General features: G+C 61.8%; 17 protein-coding genes. 3 read left to right on the top strand and 14 right to left on the bottom strand.

The window, feature by feature from the left end; all coding sequences use genetic code 11:
• Positions 1 to 115 precede the first annotated feature (115 nt).
• The 7 genes from dbpA to betI all read right to left on the bottom strand — a co-directional run bounded on the left by dbpA (position 116) and on the right by betI (position 10,232).
• Complete coding sequence (gene dbpA / locus ABTV87_RS27105) at positions 116 to 1,501, bottom strand: ATP-dependent RNA helicase DbpA (protein WP_007959732.1); 1,386 nt, start codon at positions 1,499 to 1,501, stop codon at positions 116 to 118.
• 57 nt (positions 1,502 to 1,558) lie between these two features.
• Positions 1,559 to 2,986 carry a multidrug transporter subunit MdtD gene (mdtD, locus tag ABTV87_RS27100; protein ID WP_236188362.1) on the bottom strand — a complete coding sequence of 476 codons (1,428 nt, stop codon included), beginning with the start codon at positions 2,984 to 2,986 and terminating at the stop codon, positions 1,559 to 1,561.
• Between the two features lie 146 nt (positions 2,987 to 3,132).
• Positions 3,133 to 4,470: a TldD/PmbA family protein gene (locus tag ABTV87_RS27095; RefSeq protein ID WP_433898630.1), complete on the bottom strand. Its 1,338-nt coding sequence runs from the start codon at positions 4,468 to 4,470 to the stop codon at positions 3,133 to 3,135.
• Positions 4,470 to 5,912, bottom strand: coding sequence for a TldD/PmbA family protein (locus ABTV87_RS27090; RefSeq protein WP_258712480.1), 1,443 nt, complete (start codon positions 5,910 to 5,912; stop codon positions 4,470 to 4,472). The genes ABTV87_RS27095 and ABTV87_RS27090 overlap by 1 nt, the downstream gene beginning before the upstream one ends.
• Before the next feature lie 263 nt (positions 5,913 to 6,175).
• Positions 6,176 to 7,879, bottom strand: a complete 1,704-nt coding sequence (gene betA / locus ABTV87_RS27085; RefSeq protein WP_258712479.1) for a choline dehydrogenase — start codon at positions 7,877 to 7,879, stop codon at positions 6,176 to 6,178.
• Between the two features lie 178 nt (positions 7,880 to 8,057).
• Positions 8,058 to 9,530, bottom strand: coding sequence for a betaine-aldehyde dehydrogenase (gene betB / locus ABTV87_RS27080; RefSeq protein WP_258712478.1), 1,473 nt, complete (start codon positions 9,528 to 9,530; stop codon positions 8,058 to 8,060).
• A 108-nt stretch (positions 9,531 to 9,638) separates the two neighbouring features.
• Positions 9,639 to 10,232 carry a transcriptional regulator BetI gene (gene betI / locus ABTV87_RS27075; protein WP_007959743.1) on the bottom strand — a complete coding sequence of 198 codons (594 nt, stop codon included), beginning with the start codon at positions 10,230 to 10,232 and terminating at the stop codon, positions 9,639 to 9,641.
• Positions 10,233 to 10,714: 482 nt separating this feature from the next.
• Between betI and ABTV87_RS27070 the strand changes: the two genes are divergently transcribed.
• Complete coding sequence (locus ABTV87_RS27070; RefSeq protein WP_223290698.1) at positions 10,715 to 12,655, top strand: BCCT family transporter; 1,941 nt, start codon at positions 10,715 to 10,717, stop codon at positions 12,653 to 12,655.
• Between the two features lie 226 nt (positions 12,656 to 12,881).
• Here ABTV87_RS27070 and choV read toward each other — a convergent pair whose 3' ends face one another.
• The 3 genes from choV to ABTV87_RS27055 all read right to left on the bottom strand — a co-directional run bounded on the left by choV (position 12,882) and on the right by ABTV87_RS27055 (position 15,929).
• Positions 12,882 to 14,060 carry a choline ABC transporter ATP-binding protein gene (gene choV, locus ABTV87_RS27065; RefSeq protein ID WP_085746648.1) on the bottom strand — a complete coding sequence of 393 codons (1,179 nt, stop codon included), beginning with the start codon at positions 14,058 to 14,060 and terminating at the stop codon, positions 12,882 to 12,884.
• Positions 14,057 to 14,902, bottom strand: a complete 846-nt coding sequence (gene choW / locus ABTV87_RS27060) for a choline ABC transporter permease subunit (RefSeq protein WP_007959749.1) — start codon at positions 14,900 to 14,902, stop codon at positions 14,057 to 14,059. The genes choV and choW overlap by 4 nt, the downstream gene beginning before the upstream one ends.
• Positions 14,903 to 14,978: 76 nt before the next feature.
• A complete protein-coding gene (locus ABTV87_RS27055; protein ID WP_127800322.1) occupies positions 14,979 to 15,929 on the bottom strand; it encodes a choline ABC transporter substrate-binding protein in 951 nt (316 codons plus the stop codon).
• Between the two features lie 434 nt (positions 15,930 to 16,363).
• Here ABTV87_RS27055 and ABTV87_RS27050 point away from each other — a divergent pair, with 434 nt between their 5' ends.
• Entirely contained in the window at positions 16,364 to 17,740 is a 1,377-nt protein-coding gene (locus ABTV87_RS27050; protein WP_433898629.1) for an L-serine ammonia-lyase, read from the top strand.
• Positions 17,741 to 18,264: 524 nt separating this feature from the next.
• Positions 18,265 to 19,368, top strand: a complete 1,104-nt coding sequence (locus ABTV87_RS27045) for a GlxA family transcriptional regulator (RefSeq protein ID WP_007959756.1) — start codon at positions 18,265 to 18,267, stop codon at positions 19,366 to 19,368.
• A gap of 78 nt (positions 19,369 to 19,446) precedes the next feature.
• On the opposite strand, the gene ABTV87_RS27040 is transcribed toward ABTV87_RS27045, so the two are convergent.
• From ABTV87_RS27040 to ABTV87_RS27025, 4 genes are all read right to left on the bottom strand, one after another.
• Complete coding sequence (locus ABTV87_RS27040) at positions 19,447 to 19,707, bottom strand: hypothetical protein (protein WP_007959758.1); 261 nt, start codon at positions 19,705 to 19,707, stop codon at positions 19,447 to 19,449.
• 358 nt (positions 19,708 to 20,065) lie between these two features.
• A complete protein-coding gene (locus tag ABTV87_RS27035; RefSeq protein ID WP_433898628.1) occupies positions 20,066 to 21,229 on the bottom strand; it encodes a gamma-butyrobetaine dioxygenase in 1,164 nt (387 codons plus the stop codon).
• A 24-nt stretch (positions 21,230 to 21,253) separates the two neighbouring features.
• Positions 21,254 to 21,730, bottom strand: coding sequence for a thioesterase family protein (locus tag ABTV87_RS27030; protein WP_221535766.1), 477 nt, complete (start codon positions 21,728 to 21,730; stop codon positions 21,254 to 21,256).
• A gap of 125 nt (positions 21,731 to 21,855) precedes the next feature.
• Positions 21,856 to 22,821 carry an L-carnitine dehydrogenase gene (locus ABTV87_RS27025; protein ID WP_007959763.1) on the bottom strand — a complete coding sequence of 322 codons (966 nt, stop codon included), beginning with the start codon at positions 22,819 to 22,821 and terminating at the stop codon, positions 21,856 to 21,858.
• Positions 22,822 to 22,857 lie beyond the last annotated feature (36 nt).

Here is a 22,857-nt window from a genome sequence, read left to right as displayed (position 1 = left end):
AACCGTCTGCGTGGGAATGCATCCTGTGACGCTCCGCGTCACGATTTAAAAGCGGACGCAGAGCGTCCATGGCGGCATTCCCACGCGGAGCGTGGGAACGATCATTTAAGCGTTCTTACAAAACGCGAACGCGCAGCGAACGACCCTTGATCTTGCCGTTGTTCAAGCGCTGCAGCGCCTGCATGACCACGGTGCGTTCAACAGCCACATACGACTGGAAGTCGAAGATCGCGATCTTGCCGACCTGAGCGCCCGGAATCCCGGCTTCACCGGTCAGTGCGCCAAGAATGTCGCCCGGACGCACCTTGTCCTTGCGCCCGCCAGCGATGCACAGCGTGCTCATCGGCGGTTGCAGCGGGGCACCGCCCTGGGATTTCAGGTTGTCCACCTGATCCCAGTTCAGCGGGGTTTTCTGCAGTTGTTCGATGGCTTGCGCGCGGTGAGCTTCGGACGGCGCCACCAGGCTGACCGCGATGCCTTTCTCGCCGGCACGACCGGTACGGCCAACACGGTGAATGTGGATTTCCGAATCGCGGGCCAGTTCGACGTTGATCACCATGTCCAGCGCATCGATGTCCAGACCACGGGCGGCAACGTCGGTGGCAACCAGTACCGAAGTACTGCGGTTGGCGAACATCGCCAGCACCTGATCGCGGTCACGCTGTTCCAGATCGCCGTGCAGGCCGACAGCGGAAATGCCTTTGGAGGTCAGGTGATCGACGGTTTCCTGCACCTGCTGCTTGGTGAAGCAGAACGCCACGGTGGAGGCCGGGCGGAAGTGGTGCAGGACCTTGGTCACCGCGCTCATGCGCTCTTCCGGGGAAATCTCGTAGAAGCGCTGTTCGATCTGGGTGTCGTCGTGGAACGCTTCGGCTTTCACCGTTTGCGGATCGCGCATGAACTTCGACGCCAGCTGCTTGATGCCCACCGGGTAGGTGGCCGAGAACAGCAGGGTCTGACGGCGGGCCGGGGTCTGCTCGATGATGTCTTCGATGGCGTCGTAGAAACCCATGTCGAGCATGCGATCGGCTTCGTCGAGGATCAGCGTGTTCAGGCCGTCGAGGACCAGCGAACCCTTGCGCAGGTGCTGCTGAATGCGGCCCGGGGTGCCGACGATGATGTGCGCGCCGTGCTCCAGCGAGCCGATCTGCGGGCCGAAGGACACGCCGCCGCACAGGGTCAGGACCTTGATGTTGTCTTCGGCACGGGCCAGACGACGGATTTCCTTGGCAACCTGGTCGGCCAGCTCGCGGGTCGGGCAAATCACCAGTGCCTGGCAACCGAAGTAGCGCGGATTGATCGGGTTCAGCAGGCCGATGCCGAACGCGGCGGTCTTGCCGCTGCCGGTCTTGGCCTGGGCGATCAGGTCCATCCCCTTGAGGATCACCGGCAAGCTCTGCGCCTGGATCGGCGTCATCTGGGCATAACCGAGGGAGTCGAGGTTAGCCAGCATGGCGGCGGACAGCGGCAAAGTATTAAAAGCGGTGGCGATGGTGGTCACGGGACTGGCCTGCAAAACAAAATGTCGCGCAGTGTACCAGTCCAGTGGCCAATAGCCCTAAGACTCGATGTGCTCTTCCGGACGTCTGACTCGCCGTCCGTCATTCTTTGAAAGTTGAGAAAAAATGGTCGCAGCGAGCATCGCCATGATCCCAACGGTCACGAACGTGAGTTGAAACGCGCCCAACACGGTCTCAACGCCGTCATTGCCGATCTCTGCCGTAAAGCCGCCGAGCAACGCCCCGGCGCACGCCACGCCAAGACTCAGCGACAACTGCGCCACCACCGACAGCAGACTGTTGCCGCTGCTGGCGCTGGCGTCGTCGAGGTCGATCAGGGTCACGGTGTTCATCGCTGTGAATTGCAGCGAGTTGATCGCCCCGAGAACCGCCAGCAGGCACAGCAGCAGCCAGTACGGCGTCTGCTCGCTGACCAGCCCCATGCTCGCCAGCATGATCCCCAGAAACAGGGTGTTGCCGGTCAGCACGATGCGATAGCCCAGACGCTCGATCAGCGGCCGCGCGCCCCACTTGGCAACCATCGCGGCCGCCGCCAGCGGCAGCATGCTCATCCCGGCCTGGGACGGCGAATAACCCAGCGCCACTTGCAGCAGCAACGGCACCAGAAACGGCAGGGCGCCGCTGCCCAGGCGGGCGAACAGGTTGCCGAGGATGCCGACCGCGAAGGTGCGGGTCTTGAACAGCGACGGCGCGAACAGCGGGTTTTCAATGTGCCCGGCGCGCAGCCAGTACGCCGCCAGACACGCCATGCCGCCGAACAGCAACAGCATCACGCGCAGGTGCGGCAGGTGCAGTTCGCCGAGGCCTTCCATGGCGATAGTGATCAGCACCATCGCCGCGCCGAACAGCAGGAACCCCAGGCTATCGAAGCGCGTGCGCTCGGTACCGCGCAGGTCGGGGATGAATTTCCACACCGCGTAGCAACCGATGACGCCGACCGGCAGGTTGATCAGGAAGATCCAGTGCCACGTCAGGTATTCCACCATCCAGCCGCCCATGGTCGGGCCGATCAGCGGGCCGAGCAGGCCGGGAATGGTGATGAAACCCATGATCCGCACCAGTTCCGAGCGCGGGTAGGCGCGCAGCACCACCAAACGCCCGACCGGCAGCATCAGCGCACCGCCGAGGCCCTGGATCACGCGCGCGCCGATCAGCATGCTCAGGCTGCTCGACAAGGCACAGAGCAGCGAGCCAAGGCTGAACAGCAGGATCGCACCGAAGAAGATTTTCTTGGTGCCGAAGCGGTCGGCGATCCAGCCTGAGGCCGGAATCAGCAGGGCCACGGTGAGCATGTAGGCGATGATCACGCCCTGCATGCGCAGCGGGTCTTCGGCCAGGTCCCTGGCCATGGCCGGCAGGGCGGTGTTGAGGATGGTCCCGTCGAGGGACTGCATGAAGAAAGCGATGGCGACGACCCACGGCAACCAGCGGGCGGTGATGGCGTCGAGAGGCGGGCGGTTGGGCATGGAACCTCTTGTGGTTGGGGTTAATACATATCCATGGTCGAGAACGGTCAATGTGGGAGCGAGCTTGCTCGCGAAAGCGGTAAATCAGTCGACATCAATGTTGAATGAAATGGCCTCTTCGCGAGCAAGCTCGCTCCCACAGGGTTTCACAGCGTCAGGGTCAATCGGCTCACCAGCGCCCCCGGCAGCAGCGCCGAAGAGGTATTGCGCTGGCTGTAAGTGCTCGCCGACAGCAGCAACTCCCGCTCGGCGGTCAACGCTTCCAGCTGCGAACCGAGCAGGCTGTAGGCGCTGTCGTCGAAACGCATGGTGCTGACCGGCGCCTGAATCTCGCCATTCTCGACCCAGAACGTGGCAAACCGGGTCATGCCGGTCAGTCGCGCCGCCGGTTGATCGGAGAAATTCAGGTACCACAGGTTGCTGATGTACAGGCCGGTGCCCAACTGCTTGAGGATCTCGGCCTGCGGCAGATCGCCTGCGCCCATGTTCAGCGCGCTCGGCGATTCGCCACCGCCGGCACCGTTGGCCGTCAGCCCGTATTCGGCAGCACTGCGCGAACCCACCAACTGATCACCCGCTTTGCCTTCGATGATCAACCGCAGATCGCTGCGCGGGTAACCTTCGCCGGAGAACGCCGGGCTCAGCGAGTCGCTGACTTTTTCGTCGAGGGACACCAGCGGACTGAACGCCTGATCGCCGGCATACAGCTTCTGCAGCGGGCTGCTTTTGCTGGCAATCGACTGCGCCGAGAAACCGCCCCAGCACAGCATACCCATGATTTCTTCCAGCGCTGCGGGCGCCAGATAGGCGCGGTATTGGCCGGGCGGCAGGGTGCGCAGCGGGCGACCGAGAAACTCGAGTTGTTCGCGGGCCTGCTGGATGCGTTTGGCGAAGTCTTCGCTGTTCCAGTCATGCCCGGCGTAGCTGGCCTTCACCGCTTCGCCGTTCTCGTGGAACAGGCTGAAGTCGAAGTTGAAACTGTTGGCCTGATGCCAGCCGAATGCGCTGGAAGAACTGGCGAAGCCACGGCTGATCGGGCCGGCAGCGTAGAAGCCGACCAGATCCAGACCTTCGGCCGCCTGGGCGATTTCAGCCACCACTTGTTCGGTGTCCGGGAGCGGATGTTCCTGCACATTCTTGCTCTGCCAGCCGTTGTGGTTGAGCAACAGGTACGGATCCTGTGGCAGCAGCGGCAGGGTTTCGCGCAGTTGCTGCAAACCTTCTGCGAGGCGTTGCAGGTCGGTGGCCTGCTCACCGGACAGGGTGATGTGCAGGTCCGCATGGCGACCGTCGTCGATCAGTTTCAGACCGATACCGGCTTGTTGCACTTGCCCGGCCTGACGCACCTTGGCGTGGTTGAAACGGACAAAGGCCGACGATTCGGCGTCGTAACTCAGGGTGAACTGTTCCGGCTCACGCACGGCATCGCGCAGCCAGTTGACCAGCACCTTGAACGCCTCGGACGGGTTCTTGGAAATACTCATCAGGCGTCTCCCCCAAACACATCAACATTGCTGAACACGCAGGCCGGCGACGCATGGCCGACGCGGATCACCTGGTTCGGTTCGCCCTTGCCGCAGTTCGGCGTGCCCAGCACCTGGGTGGTGCCGGCATTGCCGACGGCGCGCAGGCTTTTCCAGAAGTGCGCGGAAATGCCCCGGTAGTTCGGGTTTTTCACCACGCCCTTGAGTTCGCCGTTTTCAATCAACTGGCCCCATTCGCAACCAAACTGGAATTTGTTGCGGGCATCGTCGATCGACCATGAGCGGTTGGTGCTCATCAGGATGCCGTTTTCGATGCCGCCGATCAGTTGTTCCAGCGGCTGGTCGCCCGGCTCGATGTTGAGGTTGGCCATGCGGTCGATCGGTGGGCGGTTCCAGCCGCAGGCGCGGCTGTTGGCGACGCCGTCCAGGCCCGCGCGGAACTGCGACAGTGCGCCGCCCAACGGACGGACCAGCAGGCCTTCGCGAATCAAAAATTGCTTGCTGGCAGCTGTGCCGTCGTCGTCATGGCCGTAGCTGGCGAGTTCTTCGGGAATGCCCGGATCGAACGTCACGTTGAGCAGTTTCGAGCCGTATTGCAGGCTGCCGAAATCCGAGGCTTTGACGAAACTGGTGCCGGCGTAATTGCGCTCGTCGCCGAGGATCCGGTCGAGCTCCAGCGGGTGGCCGATGGATTCGTGGATCTGCAGCATCATCTGGTCGGGCATCAGCAGCAGGTCGCGCGGGCCTTGCGGGGTGTTCGGCGCGAGCAGCAATTGCAGCGCCTGATCGGCGACTTGCGGGCCGGCGCCGATCAGGCCGCAACGGCTGATCACATCGGCGCCGCCCTGCTGGCCGAAGTTCTCACGGCCGAGGCTGCGGGTCTGGCTGTCGTTGCCGTCGTACGCGGTGACGTCGAGGCCCGGGTAGACGAAGCGCTGGGCCTGTCGCAATTCGGCGCCGGCGCTGCTCAGGTAGATCTGTTCGACGTGGGTGATGCCGATGCTCACTTCCCAATTCACCAGGCGCTCATCCTTTGGCACCGAGGCGGATTCCGCGCCGAGCAGCTCGAAGCATTCGCTCAGGGACGGAAAGGGTTGTTCGAGATTGGGTGAAAAGTAGTCGGCGCGGTCGCTGGACACCGGCTGCTGGCTCAGGTCGAGCAGGGCGTGGGGCTTGATCCGCCGGGCCTGTTGCTCGGCACGCTCAAGGGCGGCTTGCAGGCCTTGTTGCGACAGGTCATTGGTCGCAGCGTAGGCTTCGACGCCGTTGACGCGAACGGTGAGCATCGCGCCTTCGTCGCGGCTCAGGCTCGGCGGTTCGGCGACGTTCTTGCGCACCGACAGGTACTGGCCGGACTCGCGCACATACCGCAAGGAAAAAAACTCGGCGCCCGTGCGCAAGGCAGCGAAGCGCTGCTTGAGCTGGGGGTGGAAATCGAACATCAGGGAAACCTCCTTGTTATGGGAGAAACGGCGAAGCGGATTCGGCGGGGAGGGGGTGAAACGATTGGGCGAGGACTAGAGTAGGCCTGCGAGGGGGTAGGATCAAGTGAAGAGGGGGTGTAGGGGGATTTACTGTAGGAAGCAGGGAGATAGGTGGTGATCGGTAGGGCCTCATCGCGAGCAGGCTCGCTCCCACAGTTGAAATGCATTCCAAATGTGGGAGCGAGCCTGCTCGCGATTAGCCTTGATGCGGTGTAGCTGAATTACTGAGCAACAGCACTCACATCACGCAGCGCCTTGCCTTTCACCGGCGCATCGCCAGCGACATAGTACGGCGCCTTGCTGCGCGGCAGCGGCTGGCGGCCACGGATCTTGTCGGCGATTTTCTCGGCCATCATGATCGTCGGCGCGTTCAGGTTGCCGGTGGTGATGATCGGCATGATCGAGGCATCGACCACACGCAGACCCTGCATGCCATGCACGCGGCCTTCGCCATCCACTACGGCCATGTCGTCGGTGCCCATCTTGCACGAGCAGGACGGGTGGAACGCGGTTTCGGCGTGCTCGCGGATGAACTTGTCCAGCTGCTCATCGGTTTGCACTTCGATGCCCGGGCTGATTTCGCGGCCACGGAAAGCGTCCAGTGCAGGCTGTTGCATGATTTCACGGGTCAGGCGGATGCCGTCGCGGAATTCCTGCCAGTCCTGCTCGGTGGCCATGTAGTTGAACAGGATGCTCGGGTGCTGGCGCGGATCCTTGGATTTGACCTGGATGCGACCGCGGCTCGGCGAACGCATGGAACCCATGTGCGCCTGGAAGCCGTGCTCTTTCACACCGTTGCTGCCGTTGTAGTTAATCGCCACCGGCAGGAAGTGGTACTGGATGTTCGGCCATTCGAACTCTTCGCGAGTACGGATGAAACCGCCGGCTTCGAACTGGTTGCTGGCGCCGATGCCGGTGCCGTTGAACAGCCACTCGGCGCCGATGGCCGGCTGGTTGTACCAGAGCAGCGACGGGTACAGCGAGACCGGTTGGGTGCAAGCATATTGCAAGTACAGCTCGAGGTGATCCTGCAGGTTTTCGCCGACGCCCGGCAGATCGTGAACGACCGGGATGTCGAGGCTTTCCAGCAGTTTTGCCGGGCCGACGCCGGAGCGTTGCAGCAGTTGCGGCGAAGCGATCGCGCCGGAGCAGACGATGACTTCTTTGCGGGCACGGGCTTCGACGCGCTCTTCAGCGGCGCCGACCAGGTAACGCACGCCAACGGCACGCTTGCCTTCGAACAGAACCTTGTCAGTCAAGGCGTGGGTGACGATGGTCAGGGTCGAACGCTTCTTGGCCACGTCCAGGTAACCGCGGGCGGTGGAAGCACGACGGCCGTTCGGCGTCACGGTGCGGTCCATCGGGCCGAAGCCTTCCTGCTGGTAGCCGTTCAAGTCTTCGGTGCGCGGGTAACCAGCCTGCACGCCGGCTTCAACCATGGCGTGGAACAGCGGGTTGTTGCCGGCTTTCGGCGTGGTCACGCTGACCGGGCCGTCGCCACCGTGGTAGTCGTTCGGGCCGATGTCGCGGGTTTCCGCTTTACGGAAGTACGGCAGGCAGTCGAGGTAGGTCCAGTCTTCCAGGCCTGGCAGTTTCGCCCAGCCGTCGTAGTCCATCGCGTTGCCACGGATGTAGCACATGCCGTTGATCAGCGAGGAACCGCCGAGGCCCTTGCCGCGACCGCATTCCATCCGGCGACCGTCCATGTGTGGCTCTGGATCGGTTTCGTACGCCCAGTTGTAGCGACGGCCTTGCAGCGGGAATGCCAGGGCTGCCGGCATTTGCGTGCGGAAGTCGAGACGGTAGTCCGGGCCACCGGCTTCGAGCAGCAGGACGGTGACGCCTTCGTCTTCAGTCAGACGGGTCGCCAGGGTGTTACCGGCAGAGCCGGCACCGACGATGATGTAATCGAATTCTTGGGACATTGAATGCACCCTCTTTGAAGTTGGTCAGGTCAGGCCTGGCGAGTGCTTTGCACTCGATTCGCGGGCAAGCCCGCTCCCACAGGGATCGGGGCTGCCACAGATTGGGTGGACGACATCCAATCTGTGGGAGCTGGCTTGCCAGCGAAGGCGGCCTCGCGAGCAATAAATGACTCGGGTCTTAGAACACCGAGACGTAATCGCCCAGCTCGACCTGTACCGATTTGATGCGAGTGAAGTTGTTCAGCGAGCTGATGCCGTTCTCACGGCCGACGCCCGACTGCTTGTAACCGCCAACCGGCATTTTTGCGTCGGACTCGCCCCAGGCGTTGATCCAGCAGATACCGGCTTCCAGTTGATGAATCACGCGGTGGGCGCGGTTCAGGTCGCAGGTGACGATACCGGCGGCCAGGCCGAAGTCGGTGTCGTTGGCGCGACGGATCACTTCTTCTTCGGTTTCGTAGGTCAGGATCGCCATCACCGGGCCGAAGATTTCTTCACGGACGATGGTCATGTCGTCGGTGCAGTCGGTGAACACGGTCGGAGCCACGAACGCGCCCTTGGCGAATTCGCCGTCGGTCAGACGTTCGCCGCCGCACAGAACGCGGGCGCCTTCTTCTTTACCCTTGGCGATGTAGCCCAGCACGCTTTCCATGTGCGGGAAGCTGACCAGCGGGCCGAAGTTGGTGTTTTCGTCTTCCGGGTTGCCAACGCGGATGCGCGCAACACGCTCGACGATCTTGGCTTCGAAAGCGGCTTTCAGGTGGCTCGGCACGAACACGCGAGTGCCGTTGGTGCAGACCTGACCGGAGCTGTAGAAGTTGGCCATCATGGCGGTGTCGGCGGCGCGATCCAGGTCGGCGTCGTCGCAGATGATCAGCGGGGACTTGCCGCCCAGTTCCATGGTCACGTCTTTGAGCGACGAAGCCGAAGCGCTGGCCATTACTTTTTTGCCGGTGTCGGTGCCGCCGGTGAAGGAGATTTTCTCGATGCGTGGGTGCTCGGTCAGCCAGGTGCCGACTTCACGGCCGCTGCCGGTCAGTACGTTGAACACACCGTTCGGAACGCCGGCTTCGGTGTAGATCTCGGCCAGTTTCAGGGTGGTCAGCGAGGTGACTTCGCTTGGCTTGAAGATCATCGCGTTACCGGCCGCCAGGGCTGGAGCGGACTTCCACAGAGCGATCTGGATCGGGTAGTTCCACGCGCCGATACCGGCGACAACGCCCAGCGGCTCGCGACGGGTGTAGACGAATGCGGTGTCACGCAGCGGGATCTGCTCGCCTTCGATGGCGGGTACCAGGCCTGCGTAGTATTCCAGCACGTCGGCGCCGGTGACGATGTCGACGTACTTGGTTTCGGAGAAGGCTTTACCGGTGTCCAGGGTTTCCAGGGCAGCCAGTTCATCGTTGCGCTCGCGCAGGATGTCGACGGCGCGACGCAGGATGCGCGAACGCTCCATGGCGGTCATCGCGGCCCAGATTTTCTGGCCCTTTTCAGCGCTGACCACAGCACGCTCGACGTCTTCCTTGGTCGCACGTTGCACTTGTGCGAGGACTTCACCGTTAGCCGGGTTGATGGCTTCGAAGGTGGCATCGCTGCCGGCGTCGGAGTACGCGCCATCGATGTAGAGTTTTTGCAGTTCGAAACGGGCCATAGTGTCCTCGCAAGTGCATTAGTGGTTGGCGTTGGTCACCGGGTGAGCCATATAGCTGTGGCATCACTGGTCGGTGACAGTTCAGGGGCCGAGCGTTTTCTCTGTGCTCTAGCTCACCTGCTTGGCCAATTGGAAATCCATGTATTCGTAAGCGATCTGTTGCGCCTGCGCAGTGTCGAAAGCGTCTCCCGACAGCGCGCCGCGCAACCACAAACCGTCGATCAGAGCTGCCAGTCCACGGGCGGCGGTGCGCGCATCTTCGAGCGGCAACACACGGCGGAACTCGCAGCACAGGTTGGAATACAGACGGTGATCGTTGATCCGCTGCAACCTGTGCAAAGACGGCTGGTGCATGCTGGTGGCCCAGAAGGCCAGCCAGGTTTTCATTGCCGGGCCATTGACCTGGCTGGCGTCGAAGTTGCCTTCGATGATCACCTGCAGATGCGCCCGGGGGCTGCTGTCTGCCAGCGCCTGACGGCGCGCGGTGACGCTCTCGCTGAGGGCGGTCATCAGATACCGCATCGTGGCGGCGATCAGGCCATTCTTGTCCTGAAAATAGTGACTGATGATGCCATTCGAGACACCGGCCAAACGGGCGATCAGCGCAATGCTGGCGTCCCCCATTCCGACCTGATCAACCGCCTGCAAAGTGGCTTCGATCAGTTGTTGGCGGCGGATGGGTTGCATACCGACCTTGGGCATCTTGCACATCTCCTTAGGCCTTCCGACGGGCGAATGACGCCTATCGGATTGAGGGCCAGTCTATTTTGTTTTGATTGAACGTTCAATCAACAAAGAATAAGATCTGCGACAAATCGTCGCTGCCTACAGATTTTTCCTACGTGTAAGTGGCGATAAACCGACATCCGAAAATGCTCGAAACCTGCGCGGGGCAAGGCGCGGTTCGACGTTCGATGGACGTGTTGAATGGGCAAGACGCTCAAGGCCAGGTTTCGGATGAACGTCCATGCCTCGGCCACGACGGCGATTCGCGATGCCATCTCTGCAGGTTCGGGCTTTTTTCGGGGTGTCTTTATATCACCCGCCGGTCGGCTGCCAACTAACCGATTGGTCGGGTTCCGTGTTGCCTTGTGTTCTTCTCTCGCACTGCCTGGAGCATTTGTGCCATGAGTTCTGCCTCGCTTATAAAGACCCCGCCCGAGAAGGTGACGGTCAACGGTTGGGTGTTCTACACCTCTACCGCGCTGATTCTGTTGTTGACCGCCATTCTGATCATCGCCCCGCAAGAGGCCGGCAGAATGCTGGGAGTGGCTCAGGCCTGGTTGTCCCGCAGCTTCGGCTGGTACTACATGGTGGTGATCGCCGCTTACCTGGTTTTCGTGGTGGGCCTGGCGTTTTCCTCGTACGGCAAACTCAAACTGGGTAGCAAGGACGACACCCCGGATTTCAGCTACGGCGCCTGGGCGGGGATGCTGTTCTCGTCGGGTATCGGTATTTCGCTGCTGTACTTCGGCGCTTCCGAACCGCTGGATCACTACTTCAATCCGCCGGAAGGCGCGTCCGCTACCAATATGGCGGCACGTCAGGCTGTTCAGCTGACTTTCCTGCACTGGGGCCTGCACGGCTGGGCGATCTACGCACTGGTCGGTCTGGCCGTGGCTTATTTCGCTTACCGTCATAACCAGCCGCTGGCACTGCGTTCGGCGCTGTACCCGCTGGTGGGCGAGCGTTGGGTCAAGGGCGCTGCCGGTCATGCGGTGGACGGCTTCGGCATGTTCGTGACCCTGCTGGGTCTGGTGACCAACCTGGGGATCGGCTCGCTGCAAGTGTCTTCGGGCCTGGAAAACCTGTTCGGCATGGAACACAGCAACACCAACCTGCTGATCGTTATCATCGTGATGAGCACCGTGGCGACCATCGCTGCCGTGTCCGGTGTGGAAAACGGCATCCGTCGTCTGTCCAACCTCAACATCATCCTGTTCAGCGGCCTGCTGATTTTCGTCCTGCTGTTCGGCCCGACCCTGCACCTGCTCAACGGTTTCGTGCAGAACATCGGCGACTACCTCAACGGCGTGGTGCTGAAGACTTTCGACCTGTACGTCTATGAAGGCGACAGCGAGAAGTCCGACCGCTGGCTGGGCCTGTGGACTCTGTTCTACTGGGCATGGTGGATTTCCTGGGCCCCATTTGTCGGCATGTTCATCGCACGTATTTCCCGTGGTCGTACCGTGCGTGAACTGGTGGCTGGCGTGCTGCTGATTCCGCTGGGTTTCACCTTGGCGTGGCTGTCGATCTTCGGTAACTCGGCGCTGGATCTGGTGATGAACCAGGGTGCGGTGGAGCTTGGCAAGACGGCGCTGGAACAGCCGTCGATGGCGATCTATCAGTTGCTTGAACACTACCCGGCGTCGAAAGTCGTGATTGGTGTTTCGATCTTTGTTGGTTTCGTGCTGTTCCTGACCCCGGCCGACTCCGGCGCGGTGATGATGGCGAACCTGTCCTGCAAGGGCGGCAACGTCGACGAAGACGCCCCGCACTGGCTGCGGATCTTCTGGTCGGTCGTGATCACGCTGGTGACCATCGGCCTGCTGTTCGCCGGTAACTTCGAAGCCATGCAGACCATGGTGGTGCTGGCCGGTCTGCCGTTCTCGGTGGTGCTGGTGTGCTTCATGTTCGGCCTGCACAAGGCGATGCGCCAGGACATGCAGATCGAACAGGAGCAGGCGCAACTGGCTGAACGCGGTCGTCGTGGTTTCAGCGAGCGCCTGACCCAGCTGGATCTGCAACCGAGCCAGTCGGTGGTTCAGCGCTTCATGGACAAACACGTCAGCCCGGCGCTGGAAGATGCCGCTGCGCAGATGCGTGCACAGGGTCTGGAAGTGCAGACGCTGCTGGGCAAGTCCAAGCGCTGCATGGGCGTGCGGGTCGAGATGGAAGAGGGCAACCCTTTTGTCTACGAAGTGAGCCTGGACGGCTACCTGGCGACCCCGAGCGAGTCGGTTCAGTCCGATGAAGCGCGCCAGCGTTTCTACCGCGCCGAGGTGTACCTGCACAACGGCAGCCAGGACTACGACCTGATGGGCTTCACACAGGATCAGATCACACGCGATGTGCTCGATCAGTTTGAAAGCCATCGGCAGCTCCTTGGCCGGGTCTATAGCTGAGTTGTGAAGTGATCTTTCCTGCACGTTGTGCGGGAATACAAAGGGGCTCAAGTTGAGCCCCTTTTTTGTGCCTGATCGTTCCCACGCTCTGCGTGGGAATTCCTCAACGGACGCTCCGCGTTCGGCTTTTGATTTGGGACGCGGAGCGTCCCGGGCTGCATTCCCACGCGGAGCGTGGGAACGATCACGCCGCGATCCTCTCGCGGCGTTTTGGTGTCGGCTCTCTTTACCCCAGGTTCTTGCCGAGCAGCGCGTGATACAGCTCGCTGTCCCCAAGAATCCCCACCACATGATTGTTGTCGTGCAGCACGAGTTTGTTGCCGGTCTGGTAACGGATCTGCAACGCGTCGCGCATGCCGATGTTCGAATCCACCAGCGTCGGTTTGCGCTCCAGCCCTTCCACGGCTTGCCCCGGTGCCCAGTTCTGCAGGTTCAGCACCGAACCGTTCTGCCGCGCCCCTTTGATGGTGTTGCCTTCGGCCAGGTCCAGCCACGAGTCGCCGCCCGGATCCAGGCACACCGAACCGTTGATGCGTTTGCAGTTGTCCAGGGTGCGCATCAGGCTGCGACCGCAGAGCACGTTCAGCGGGTTGGTGTGGGCGACGAACGTGCGCACGTAATCGTCCGCCGGGTTGAGCACGATTTCTTCCGGCACGCTGTACTGGATGATCCGGCCGTCCTTCATGATCGCGATGCGGCTGCCGAGTTTCAGCGCCTCGTCGAGGTCGTGGCTCACGAACACGATGGTCTTGCTCAGCTTGCGTTGCAGTTCCAGCAGTTCATCCTGCAGACCCTGACGGATCAGCGGGTCGAGGGCCGAGAACGGTTCGTCCATCAGCAGAATGTCGGCGTCCATCGCCAGTGCGCGGGCCAGACCGACACGCTGCTGCATGCCGCCGGACAGCTCGTCGGGCTTCTTGTTGCGCCATTGGGTCAGGCCCACCAGTTCGAGTTTTTCATCGACCAGCTTGCGCCGTTCCTTCTCCGGACGACCCTGCATTTCCAGACCGAAACTGATGTTCTCGCGCACCGTCAGCCACGGCATCAGAGCGAACTTCTGGAACACCATGGCGATGCGTTTGGTGCGCATCATTTTCAGCTCGGCCGGGGTGCAGGAGGCGATGTCGATCTGCTTGCCTTCGTGTTCGACGAACAGCTTGCCGCGGCTCACGGTGTTGAGGCCGTTGATGCAGCGCAGCAGGCTCGACTTGCCGGAGCCGGACAGGCCCATCAGCACGCAGATCTCGCCTTTGTTGATGTCCAGGCTGGCCTTTTCAACGCCGACGATCTGCCCGGTCTTTTTCAGGATCTCACTGCGGGTCAAGCCTTGATCGAGAAGTTTCAGTGCTTCGCGCGGATCCCTGGTGAAGATCACGTCAACGTTATCGAAGCGAATTATGCTCATGCGTCACCCCCTACTTTGGCGTCGGGTTGTTTGCAGATACGGTCGAGCATGATCGCCAGCAGTACGATCGCCAGGCCCGCTTCGAAGCCCAGGGCGATATCAGCAGTGTTCAGTGCGTTGACCACCGGTTTGCCGAGTCCGTCGGCGCCCACCAGTGCCGCGATCACCACCATCGACAGCGACAGCATGATGCACTGGGTGATGCCGGCCGCGATGCTCGGCATGGCGTGAGGCAGTTCGATCCGTGAAAGCAGTTGGCGACGCGAGCAGCCGAAGGCCTTGCCGGCGTCCATCAGTTCTTGCGGGACATCGCGGATGCCCAGGTAGGTCAGGCGGATCGGCGCGGCGATGGCGAACACCACCGTCGAGATCAGGCCCGGTACCACGCCCAGCCCGAAGAGGGTCAGGGTAGGAATGAGGTAAACGAAGGTCGGTACGGTCTGCATCAGATCGAGTACCGGCCTCATCAAAGTGTAGAACATCGGTTTGTGCGCGGCGACGATGCCCAGCGGCACGCCGATGACCACGCAGACCAGGGTCGCGAACATGACCTGGGCGAGGGTTTCCATGGTTTCCTGCCAGTACCCCAGGTTGAGGATCAGCAGGAAGGAGGCGACCACGAACGCGGTCAGGCCCCATTTGCGTTGAATGAAGTGGGCCAGCAGGGCGATGAGGCCGATCAGCACCAGCGGGTTGAACCAGGTCAGCGCAAACGTCACGCCGTGGATCATCGTTTCCAGGGTCACGGCGATTGCGTCGAAAGTGTTGGCGCCGTGTTGCGTCAACCATTCAACGAAGCCCGCGATGTACTGGCCTAAAGGGATTTTCTGATCAATCAGCATGGTAGTGAACGTCCGCATGCAAGGAATAAACAGCCCGGGCGGTTAGCCCGCCCGGCATAAGCGATGCCTCTTTAATTCAAGGCTGTGCGAGTTTGGCTTTCACGGCCTCCAGGCCTGGTTTACCGTCAATGGTGGTCACGCCAGCGAGCCAGGTATCGAGCACCTGTGGATTCTTTTTGAGCCAGGCCTTGGCGGCCGCGTCAGGCTTCATCTTGTCGTCCAGGATGTTGCCCATCAGTTCGCTTTCCATGTCGACGGTGAACTCCAGGTTTTTCAGCAGTTGGCCAACGTTGCTGCATTCCTCGGCGTAGCCCTTGCGGGTGTTGGTCGCCACGGTGGCGGCGCCGAAATCCGGGCCGAAGAAATCGTCACCACCGGTCAGGTACTGAATCTTGAAGCGCTTGTTCATCGGGTGCGGTGCCCAGCCGAGGAACACCACGGCGGTGTCGCGTTTCTGCGCGCGGTCGACCTGCGACAGCATGCCCGCTTCGCTGGACTCGACGACCTTGAAGCCGGCGGTTTTGAGGCCGAAGGCGTCCTTGTCGATCATGCTCTGGATCAGGCGGTTGCCGTCGTTGCCCGGCTCGATCCCGTAGATCTTGCCGTCGAGTTCTTTCTTGAATTTGGCGATGTCGGCGAAGTCGTGCAGACCCTTGTCATACAAGGCCTGCGGAACGGCGAGGGTGTACTTGGCGCCCTTGAGGTTGGTGCGCACGGTTTCCACGGTGCCGGCGTCGCGGTAGGCCTTGATGTCGTTTTCCATGGTCGGCATCCAGTTGCCGAGGAACACGTCCATGTTCTTGCCGTCGGCCAGCGACTTGTAGGTCACGGGTACGGAGATCATGGTGGTCTTGGTCTTGTAGCCGAGGGCCTGAAGCACGACGGAGGTGGTGGCGGTGGTTGCGGTGATGTCGGTCCAGCCGACATCGGAGAAGTTCACGGTACTGCACTGCGCCGGTTCTGCGGCTTGAGCCAGTAACGGCAGACTCAGCATGGCGGCCAACAACAACGACGGGGAACCTTTCATGAATGGACTCCTTGGTGTTTTTTTTGGCAGTGTTCCGATTGGACCACCGCACTTATGGGTTGCGGTTGGATGGCGTTCTGGAGACAGCTCTACCGCAGCGCCTTGCAATCGAGTCGATACGATCATGTACCAGTGAAAATCTGACGCCTACAGGGTGCGTCGTATCCAGTACAGGGATGGTCGCATCCAGTGTCAGTGACGTCGTTTACAGCTTTTTTCTGCCCTGTCTGGCCATCTGAACCGCATAAAAACGGCGAAAACACGGGCTGAAACCGGCACGGCGTTAGTGGGCATGAGTACGTCGGTGTCAGACGCCGAACGACCCGGGAAAAGCCCGATGATGCGGGCATTCCGGCGGATCGCAGCTTGAGCGTAGCAGCTCCGCCAGCGGGCGCTTCACGCCCCGGACCGGCACTCTCAGGAGCTCTGCAGCAATGGCTATCAGCGTTTTCGACCTGTTCAAAATCGGCATTGGCCCTTCCAGTTCCCACACCGTCGGGCCCATGCGCGCCGCCGCCCTGTTCGTCGAGTCGTTGCGCGACAAACATCTACTGGAGCAGGTGCGCCGCATCGAGGTGCAGCTGTTCGGTTCGCTGTCGGCCACCGGTGTCGGTCACGGCAGCGACAACGCGGTGATCATGGGCCTGATGGGCGAGTGGCCGGACGCGATCGACCCGTCGCAGATCGGCCCGCGGATCCAGGCCTTGCGTGAAACCCACACGCTGTTGCTCGACGGTCGTTTGTCGGTGCCCTTTATATGGGGCCGCGACATGCGCCTGATCGACGAGAATCTGCCGTTCCATCCCAACGCCATGACCCTGGTTGCCGAAGGCGATCACGGCGAGCTGCATCGCGACACCTACTATTCGGTCGGTGGCGGATTTGTGGTGGACGAGGCGCAAGCCTCCAGCGGTGTGGTGGACCTGGACCGCACCGAATTGCCTTACGACTTTTCCAGCGCGGTGGAGCTGCTGGAGCTGTGCAAGACCCACAACCTGCGCGTGGCCGAATTGATGATGGCCAACGAGAAGGTCTGGCGCAGCGAAGAGGAAATCCGCACCGGCCTGATGAAGCTCTGGCGGGCGATGCAGGATTGCGTCGAGCAGGGCCTCAAGCACGAAGGCATCCTGCCCGGCGGCCTCAACGTGCGCCGCCGCGCGGCGAAGTTGCACCGCAGCCTTCAGGAATTGAACAAGCCCAATGTGATCGGCTCGACCCTCAGCGCGATGGAGTGGGTCAACCTGTTCGCCCTCGCGGTGAACGAGGAAAACGCTGCTGGCGGACGCATGGTCACGGCGCCCACCAATGGCGCGGCGGGGATCATTCCGGCGGTGCTGCATTACTTCATGAAATTCAGCGAGGCAGTGACCGACGCCAACGTGGTCGATTACTTCCTCGGGGCGGCGGCGGTGGGGATTCTGTGCAAGAAGAACGCTTCGATTTCCGGCGCTGAAGTCGGCTGTCAGGGTGAAGTCGGTTCGGCTTGTGCGATGGCGGCGGCAGGGCTGGCGGAAATCCTTGGCGCAAGCCCCGAGCAGTTGTGCAACGCGGCGGAAATCGGCCTGGAACATAACCTCGGCCTGACCTGCGATCCGGTGGGTGGCCTGGTGCAAGTGCCGTGCATCGAGCGCAATGCGATTGCGGCGGTGAAGGCGATCAACGCGGCGCAGATGGCCTTGCGCGGGGACGGTCAGCACTTTATTTCGCTGGACCGGGTGATCCGCACCATGCGCGATACCGGCGCCGACATGCATGACAAATATAAAGAGACATCGCGGGGCGGGTTGGCGGTCAGCGCGGTGGAGTGCTGATACCCAGTTGCCTCCTATCGCCAGCAGGCTGGCTCCCACACTGGATTTGCGGCGTTCGCAAAAACTGTGGGAGCCAGCCTGCTGGCGTTGAAGCCGGACCAGTCAAAACTGCGCGTTAAGTGCACACCGGAATCAAAACGCGCCACCTTTTGGCGCGTCGCTATCAGATAAGAGTCTTTCCCACCTCCAGCGCCTGATTCGCAGGCGCTACCGTCCGTCACCCGTGCCTGCGGTGACACTGTAGGACAATCGTGCGCAGGCCAGTTCCCACAAGTGCTACCGATTTGCTCACACGCATCGGAGCAGGGCATTCGCGGCCGCTGATGGCACTTCGAATTACCTTTGGTCGGGGCGCTTGTATAGACGCGTCGCGACGTCGTTTTCAGGAGTTATTGAACAGCCATTCAAATTTAGGCATGGCAATTGCTCTGTCATAACAAAGCCCGTCTCACGCAAGAGAACGATGGCAATAACAAGAGCCTCCGCCTGAGGCCATCACCCGCTTTGTGTGAGGAGATACCGCGATGACGTCGTTCAACTCCGGGGCTCAACCCCAGAACCGTGCGCCTCAATCCATCGGCTTTCTGCTGCTGGACAATTTCACGCTGATTTCCCTGGCTTCCGCAGTCGAACCGCTGCGCATGGCCAACCAGTTGTCCGGTCGCGAGCTGTATCGCTGGACCACCCTCACCGTTGATGGCGGCCAGGTCTGGGCCAGTGACGGTCTGCAGATCACCCCCGACGCCTCCATGCACAAAGCCCCGGCCCTCGACACCATCATCGTGTGCGGCGGGATCGGCATTCAACGCACCGTTACCCGTGAACACGTCTCGTGGCTGCAAAGCCAGGCGCGTCAGTCGCGACGCCTCGGCGCCGTGTGCACCGGCAGCTGGGCCCTGGCCTGCGCCGGCCTGCTCGACGGTTTTGATTGCAGCGTGCACTGGGAATGTCTGGCGGCGATGCAGGAAGCTTTCCCGCGCGTTGCGATGAGCACCCGTCTGTTCACCCTCGACCGCAACCGTTTCACCAGCTCCGGCGGCACCGCGCCGCTGGACATGATGCTGCACCTGATCAGCCGCGATCACGGCCGTGAACTGTCCGCCGCGATCTCGGAAATGTTCGTCTACGAGCGCATCCGCAACGAGCAGGATCACCAGCGTGTGCCGCTCAAGCACATGCTCGGCACCAACCAGCCGAAACTGCAGGAAATCGTCGCGCTGATGGAAGCCAACCTGGAAGAGCCGATCGACCTCGACGAACTGGCGGTGTACGTCGCCGTGTCCCGTCGTCAGCTCGAGCGCCTGTTCCAGAAATACCTGCACTGCTCGCCGTCGCGCTACTACCTCAAGCTGCGTCTGATCCGTGCGCGGCAGCTGCTGAAGCAGACGCCGATGTCGATCATCGAAGTGGCGTCGGTCTGCGGGTTCGTGTCGACACCGCACTTCTCCAAGTGCTACCGCGAATACTTCGGCATTCCGCCGCGTGACGAGCGCGTCGGCTCCAACACCACCCAGCAGGTGGCGATGATGCCGCTGCCGCAAGCCATCGTGATGTCGCCGCTGTCCGGGCCGATGTCGGCGCTGAGCCAGGCACGCAACGAGTCGACCTTCGCCAGCGTGCGCCTCTAAAACGAAAGATCGCAGCCTGCGACAGCGCCTTCAGGAAAGGCACTGTCGCAGGCTGCGATCTTTTTTTTGGGTCAGATGTCAGGCGCGGGTTTGCTGATACTGCGCCAGGGCCGGCAGCAACTGCTTGTCGATGGCTTCGCGCACGGTCGGCTGAATGCTCGCGCTGCTGGTGTACATCTGCTTGACCATGGTGCGCAGCGTGTTGGCCCGCACATCGTCCAGACCCCGCACCGCGCACTCGCAGGCCTGCTGGGCAGTGGAGCCCGACGGTACTTCGAATCCCAACGACTTGAGCTGGCCCAACAGGTCTTCCTGATCGATCAAATCGGCATACATCATGACGCGAATCCTTCTTCGGCAACGGAGGTCGTGGCTCGATTCTGGTAGGCATGCCCAGGCACGGCAAGGGCGATTTGTCGCAGTGTCCACATTGGCTATGAGCATGTCGTTTTCGGCTAACTTGCCGGCAAGGGGAGTGGGCACACTGGACCCAGCTCGCTTCACGAAGGTTTGGTCACCCTCGCCACGGCAGCTCCTCAACAGTACCCTCGCCCCGATCCTGTCACGGCTTGTATCGGGGCTTTTTTTGCCTGTGTGTCAGGTAAATCGAGGTGCATTCATCGCCAGCAGGCTGGCTCCCACATTGAAATGCGCTCTTTGTGGGAGCCAGCCTGCTGGCGATGAACGATGACGCGGTTTAGCGCTGCAACACTAGAATCCGCGACAACAACTCATCCCGGTCGATGTAGCAGCCCTGAAAATGCCGGGCCCCGGTGGCCGGGTCGAAGGCGTTGCGCGCGTGCAGGGTGCGGCGGTTGTCGAAGCACCACAGCTCGCCCGGATTGAGTCGTTGCATGACCCGGAAACGTGGCTCGCGGGTCATGGCGATGAAGCGCCGGTAAGCGCGATACAGCAGGGGCATTTGCTCCACAGACGTGTCGAACGCCCCGCGCAGAAAGTTGGCCATGCGGATTTCCGCGACCCGGCCCAACGCATCCATGGCGATGATCGGCGCCAGGCAGCGGTAGTCGCTGTGGCGGTCCTTGTTGCGAAACTCCACCGGGATCTCGCACAGCGCCTGAAACGACGATGGATCTTCCTGACGCAACGCTTCGGCAATCGCAAAACCGTCGACGAAAATGCTCTCGCCACCCTCGGCGTCGTTCACCAGACAATGCAGAAATTGCAGCCCCGGTTGCAGCTCGCGGGTCGGCAGATCCGTGTGCAACGGCAGGTTGAAAGCGGTGTAGGCATTGCTGTCGGCGTCGGCCTTGGATTGCACGTTGAACAGCACGCCGAAGTTGCTCTCGCGGATGAAGGAAATACGCTGGGCGATCAGCTTCAGCGAACCGGGTTCGGTGGGTACGCCGCGCACCTGGGTCAGGCCGATGTCGCGTACCGCGAGCAACCATTGCAGCAGCGCGGCGTTGTCGTTCATCAGGGCTGCATAGTCGAACACCGGCAACTGCAAATCGCTGCGCCACAGAAAGGGTTTAGGTTTGGCGGCGAGGCGTTCGGCGCGGGATTCGTCGTCATAGGCGTGTGCCCGCAGCCAGCCCGCATCGAAGCGGCTGAGGTGGCCGTCCTGCCAGTCGATGCGCAGGCAGCCATCGGTGTCGATGTGCGCGGCGGAGGGCGACAGATCCTGCGCCGCATCGACGATCTCGAACACCTGCTCGCGGGTGACGCTGTAGACGCAGTGCGGACACGGACAGTTGTCGCGCAGCCACACGTGGTGAAACGGGCTGACACGCCCGTCGGCCCATTCGATCAGGACGCGATCCGCCAGGTTCTGCACGCCGTTCAGCGCGCTGATCAACGGATAAGTACGGAAATCGGCAACTGCAGCGGCGGTGTGCATGGCGGCTCCTTGCGGTGGATGGATTTACCGGGCTGGCGGCAGGGCGATGACCCGGCCGATGTAAGCAGGCGCGGGCAGGTCGGCCTGCTCGGCGACGATGGCTTGCAGACGGCCCAGGGTGTCCGGGGTAAACGGCGCGGAACGCGGCCCGGCGAGGTCGACGTGCAGCAGCATCTGCTCGTTGCCGGCCAGCTCCTTGTCACCGCCGGCAAGGTGCAGGCTGTGATAGAGGTGCAGGCGTTTCTGGTCGAGGCCGATGATCTGCGTGCGCACTTCGACTTCGGCATCGAGCTTCACTTCGTGCAGATAGTTGAGGTGCAGTTCGAGGGTGAACAGCGAGTGACCGCTGGCTTCGCGATTGTTGCTGTCCATGCCGAGACGATCCATCAGGGCGTCGGTGGCATAGCTGAAAATCAGCAGATAGAAGGCGTCGCGCAGGTGGCCGTTGTAGTCGACCCAGTCGGGGATGATGCGGGTTTGGTAGGTGGTGAGTGTGGGCATATTTTCTCCTGATGCGATCGTTCCCACGCTCTGCGTGGGAACGCCTCCTGTGACGCTCTGCGTCACGCTTCTGGGACGCAGAGCGTCCCGGGCTGCATTCCCACGCAAAGCGTGGGAACGATCGATTACTCGCTGAAACTCATCCCGTGCTTTTCTTTCGTGGTCTTCACCGCCTCAAGCACCGCCAGCAAGCAATCATCACGATAGCGCTCCAGCGCCGAAATACTGTGCCGGCCCAACTGATCGCTGGTGCCATCCACCACATCGTCGATCAACTTGTCGGTCAGTTCCGGCGCCGGCAGGTACGTCCACGGCAACTGCAGCGCCGGGCCGAACTGCGACATGAAGTGGCGCATGCCGGCATCGCCACCGGCCAGGGTGTAGGTCAAGAACGTGCCCATGAACGACCAGCGCAGACCGGCGCCAAAGCGGATTGCATCATCGATCTCACCCGTGGTCGCCACGCCGTCGTTGACCAGATGCAGCGCCTCGCGCCACAGCGCTTCGAGCAGGCGGTCGGCGATGAAGCCCGGCACTTCCTTGCGCACATGCAGCGGGCGCATGCCGAGGGATTCGTAGACTTTCATCGCCGCTTGAACCGCTTCCGGCGCGGTGTTCTTGCCACCGACCACTTCCACCAATGGCAGCAGGTAAACCGGGTTGAACGGGTGGCCGACCACGCAGCGTTCCGGGTGGGTCGAGCTCTCGTAGAATTCGCTCGGCAGCAGGCCCGAAGTACTGGAACCGATCAATGCATTCGGCTTGGCCGCCGCGCTGATTTTGCTGTGCAGCTCCAGTTTCAGTTCGAGGCGTTCCGGGGCGCTTTCCTGGATGAAGTCCGCATCGCGCACGCACTCTTCAATGGTCGCGACAAAGCGCAGACGATCCTGCGACGCGCCCGGCGCCAGACCGTTTTTCTCCAGCGCGCCCCACGCGTTTGCCACGCGTTTGCGCAGCGCCGCTTCGGCCCCCGGCGCCGGGTCCCAGGCCACCACGTCAAGGCCGTGGGCGAGGGCGCGGGCGACCCAGCCGCTGCCGATGACGCCGCTGCCCAGTGCTGCGAAGGTTTTGATTTCGGTGATAAAGCTCATGGTCACTTCCTGGAATGAGGCAAAAAAACGGTGGGC

The organism is Pseudomonas sp. PSE1(2024), from assembly GCF_050990555.1.
Classification (GTDB): Bacteria; Pseudomonadota; Gammaproteobacteria; order Pseudomonadales; family Pseudomonadaceae; genus Aquipseudomonas; species Aquipseudomonas aphyarum.
This window is presented reverse-complemented; position numbering and strand designations above follow the sequence as displayed.

What these genes read in the sequence shown, in the direction of transcription:
- mdtD (WP_236188362.1), bottom strand. Translation starts at nt 2,986, where the DNA reads ATGCCCAACCGCCCGCCTCTCGACGCCATCACCGCCCGCTGGTTGCCG.
- ABTV87_RS27095 (WP_433898630.1), bottom strand. Translation starts at nt 4,470, where the DNA reads ATGAGTATTTCCAAGAACCCGTCCGAGGCGTTCAAGGTGCTGGTCAAC.
- ABTV87_RS27090 (WP_258712480.1), bottom strand. Translation starts at nt 5,912, where the DNA reads ATGTTCGATTTCCACCCCCAGCTCAAGCAGCGCTTCGCTGCCTTGCGC.
- betA (WP_258712479.1), bottom strand. Translation starts at nt 7,879, where the DNA reads ATGTCCCAAGAATTCGATTACATCATCGTCGGTGCCGGCTCTGCCGGT.
- betB (WP_258712478.1), bottom strand. Translation starts at nt 9,530, where the DNA reads ATGGCCCGTTTCGAACTGCAAAAACTCTACATCGATGGCGCGTACTCC.
- betI (WP_007959743.1), bottom strand. Translation starts at nt 10,232, where the DNA reads ATGCCCAAGGTCGGTATGCAACCCATCCGCCGCCAACAACTGATCGAA.
- choV (WP_085746648.1), bottom strand. Translation starts at nt 14,060, where the DNA reads ATGAGCATAATTCGCTTCGATAACGTTGACGTGATCTTCACCAGGGAT.
- choW (WP_007959749.1), bottom strand. Translation starts at nt 14,902, where the DNA reads ATGCTGATTGATCAGAAAATCCCTTTAGGCCAGTACATCGCGGGCTTC.
- ABTV87_RS27055 (WP_127800322.1), bottom strand. Translation starts at nt 15,929, where the DNA reads ATGAAAGGTTCCCCGTCGTTGTTGTTGGCCGCCATGCTGAGTCTGCCG.
- ABTV87_RS27050 (WP_433898629.1), top strand. Translation starts at nt 16,364, where the DNA reads ATGGCTATCAGCGTTTTCGACCTGTTCAAAATCGGCATTGGCCCTTCC.
- ABTV87_RS27045 (WP_007959756.1), top strand. Translation starts at nt 18,265, where the DNA reads ATGACGTCGTTCAACTCCGGGGCTCAACCCCAGAACCGTGCGCCTCAA.
- ABTV87_RS27040 (WP_007959758.1), bottom strand. Translation starts at nt 19,707, where the DNA reads ATGATGTATGCCGATTTGATCGATCAGGAAGACCTGTTGGGCCAGCTC.
- ABTV87_RS27035 (WP_433898628.1), bottom strand. Translation starts at nt 21,229, where the DNA reads ATGCACACCGCCGCTGCAGTTGCCGATTTCCGTACTTATCCGTTGATC.
- ABTV87_RS27030 (WP_221535766.1), bottom strand. Translation starts at nt 21,730, where the DNA reads ATGCCCACACTCACCACCTACCAAACCCGCATCATCCCCGACTGGGTC.
- ABTV87_RS27025 (WP_007959763.1), bottom strand. Translation starts at nt 22,821, where the DNA reads ATGAGCTTTATCACCGAAATCAAAACCTTCGCAGCACTGGGCAGCGGC.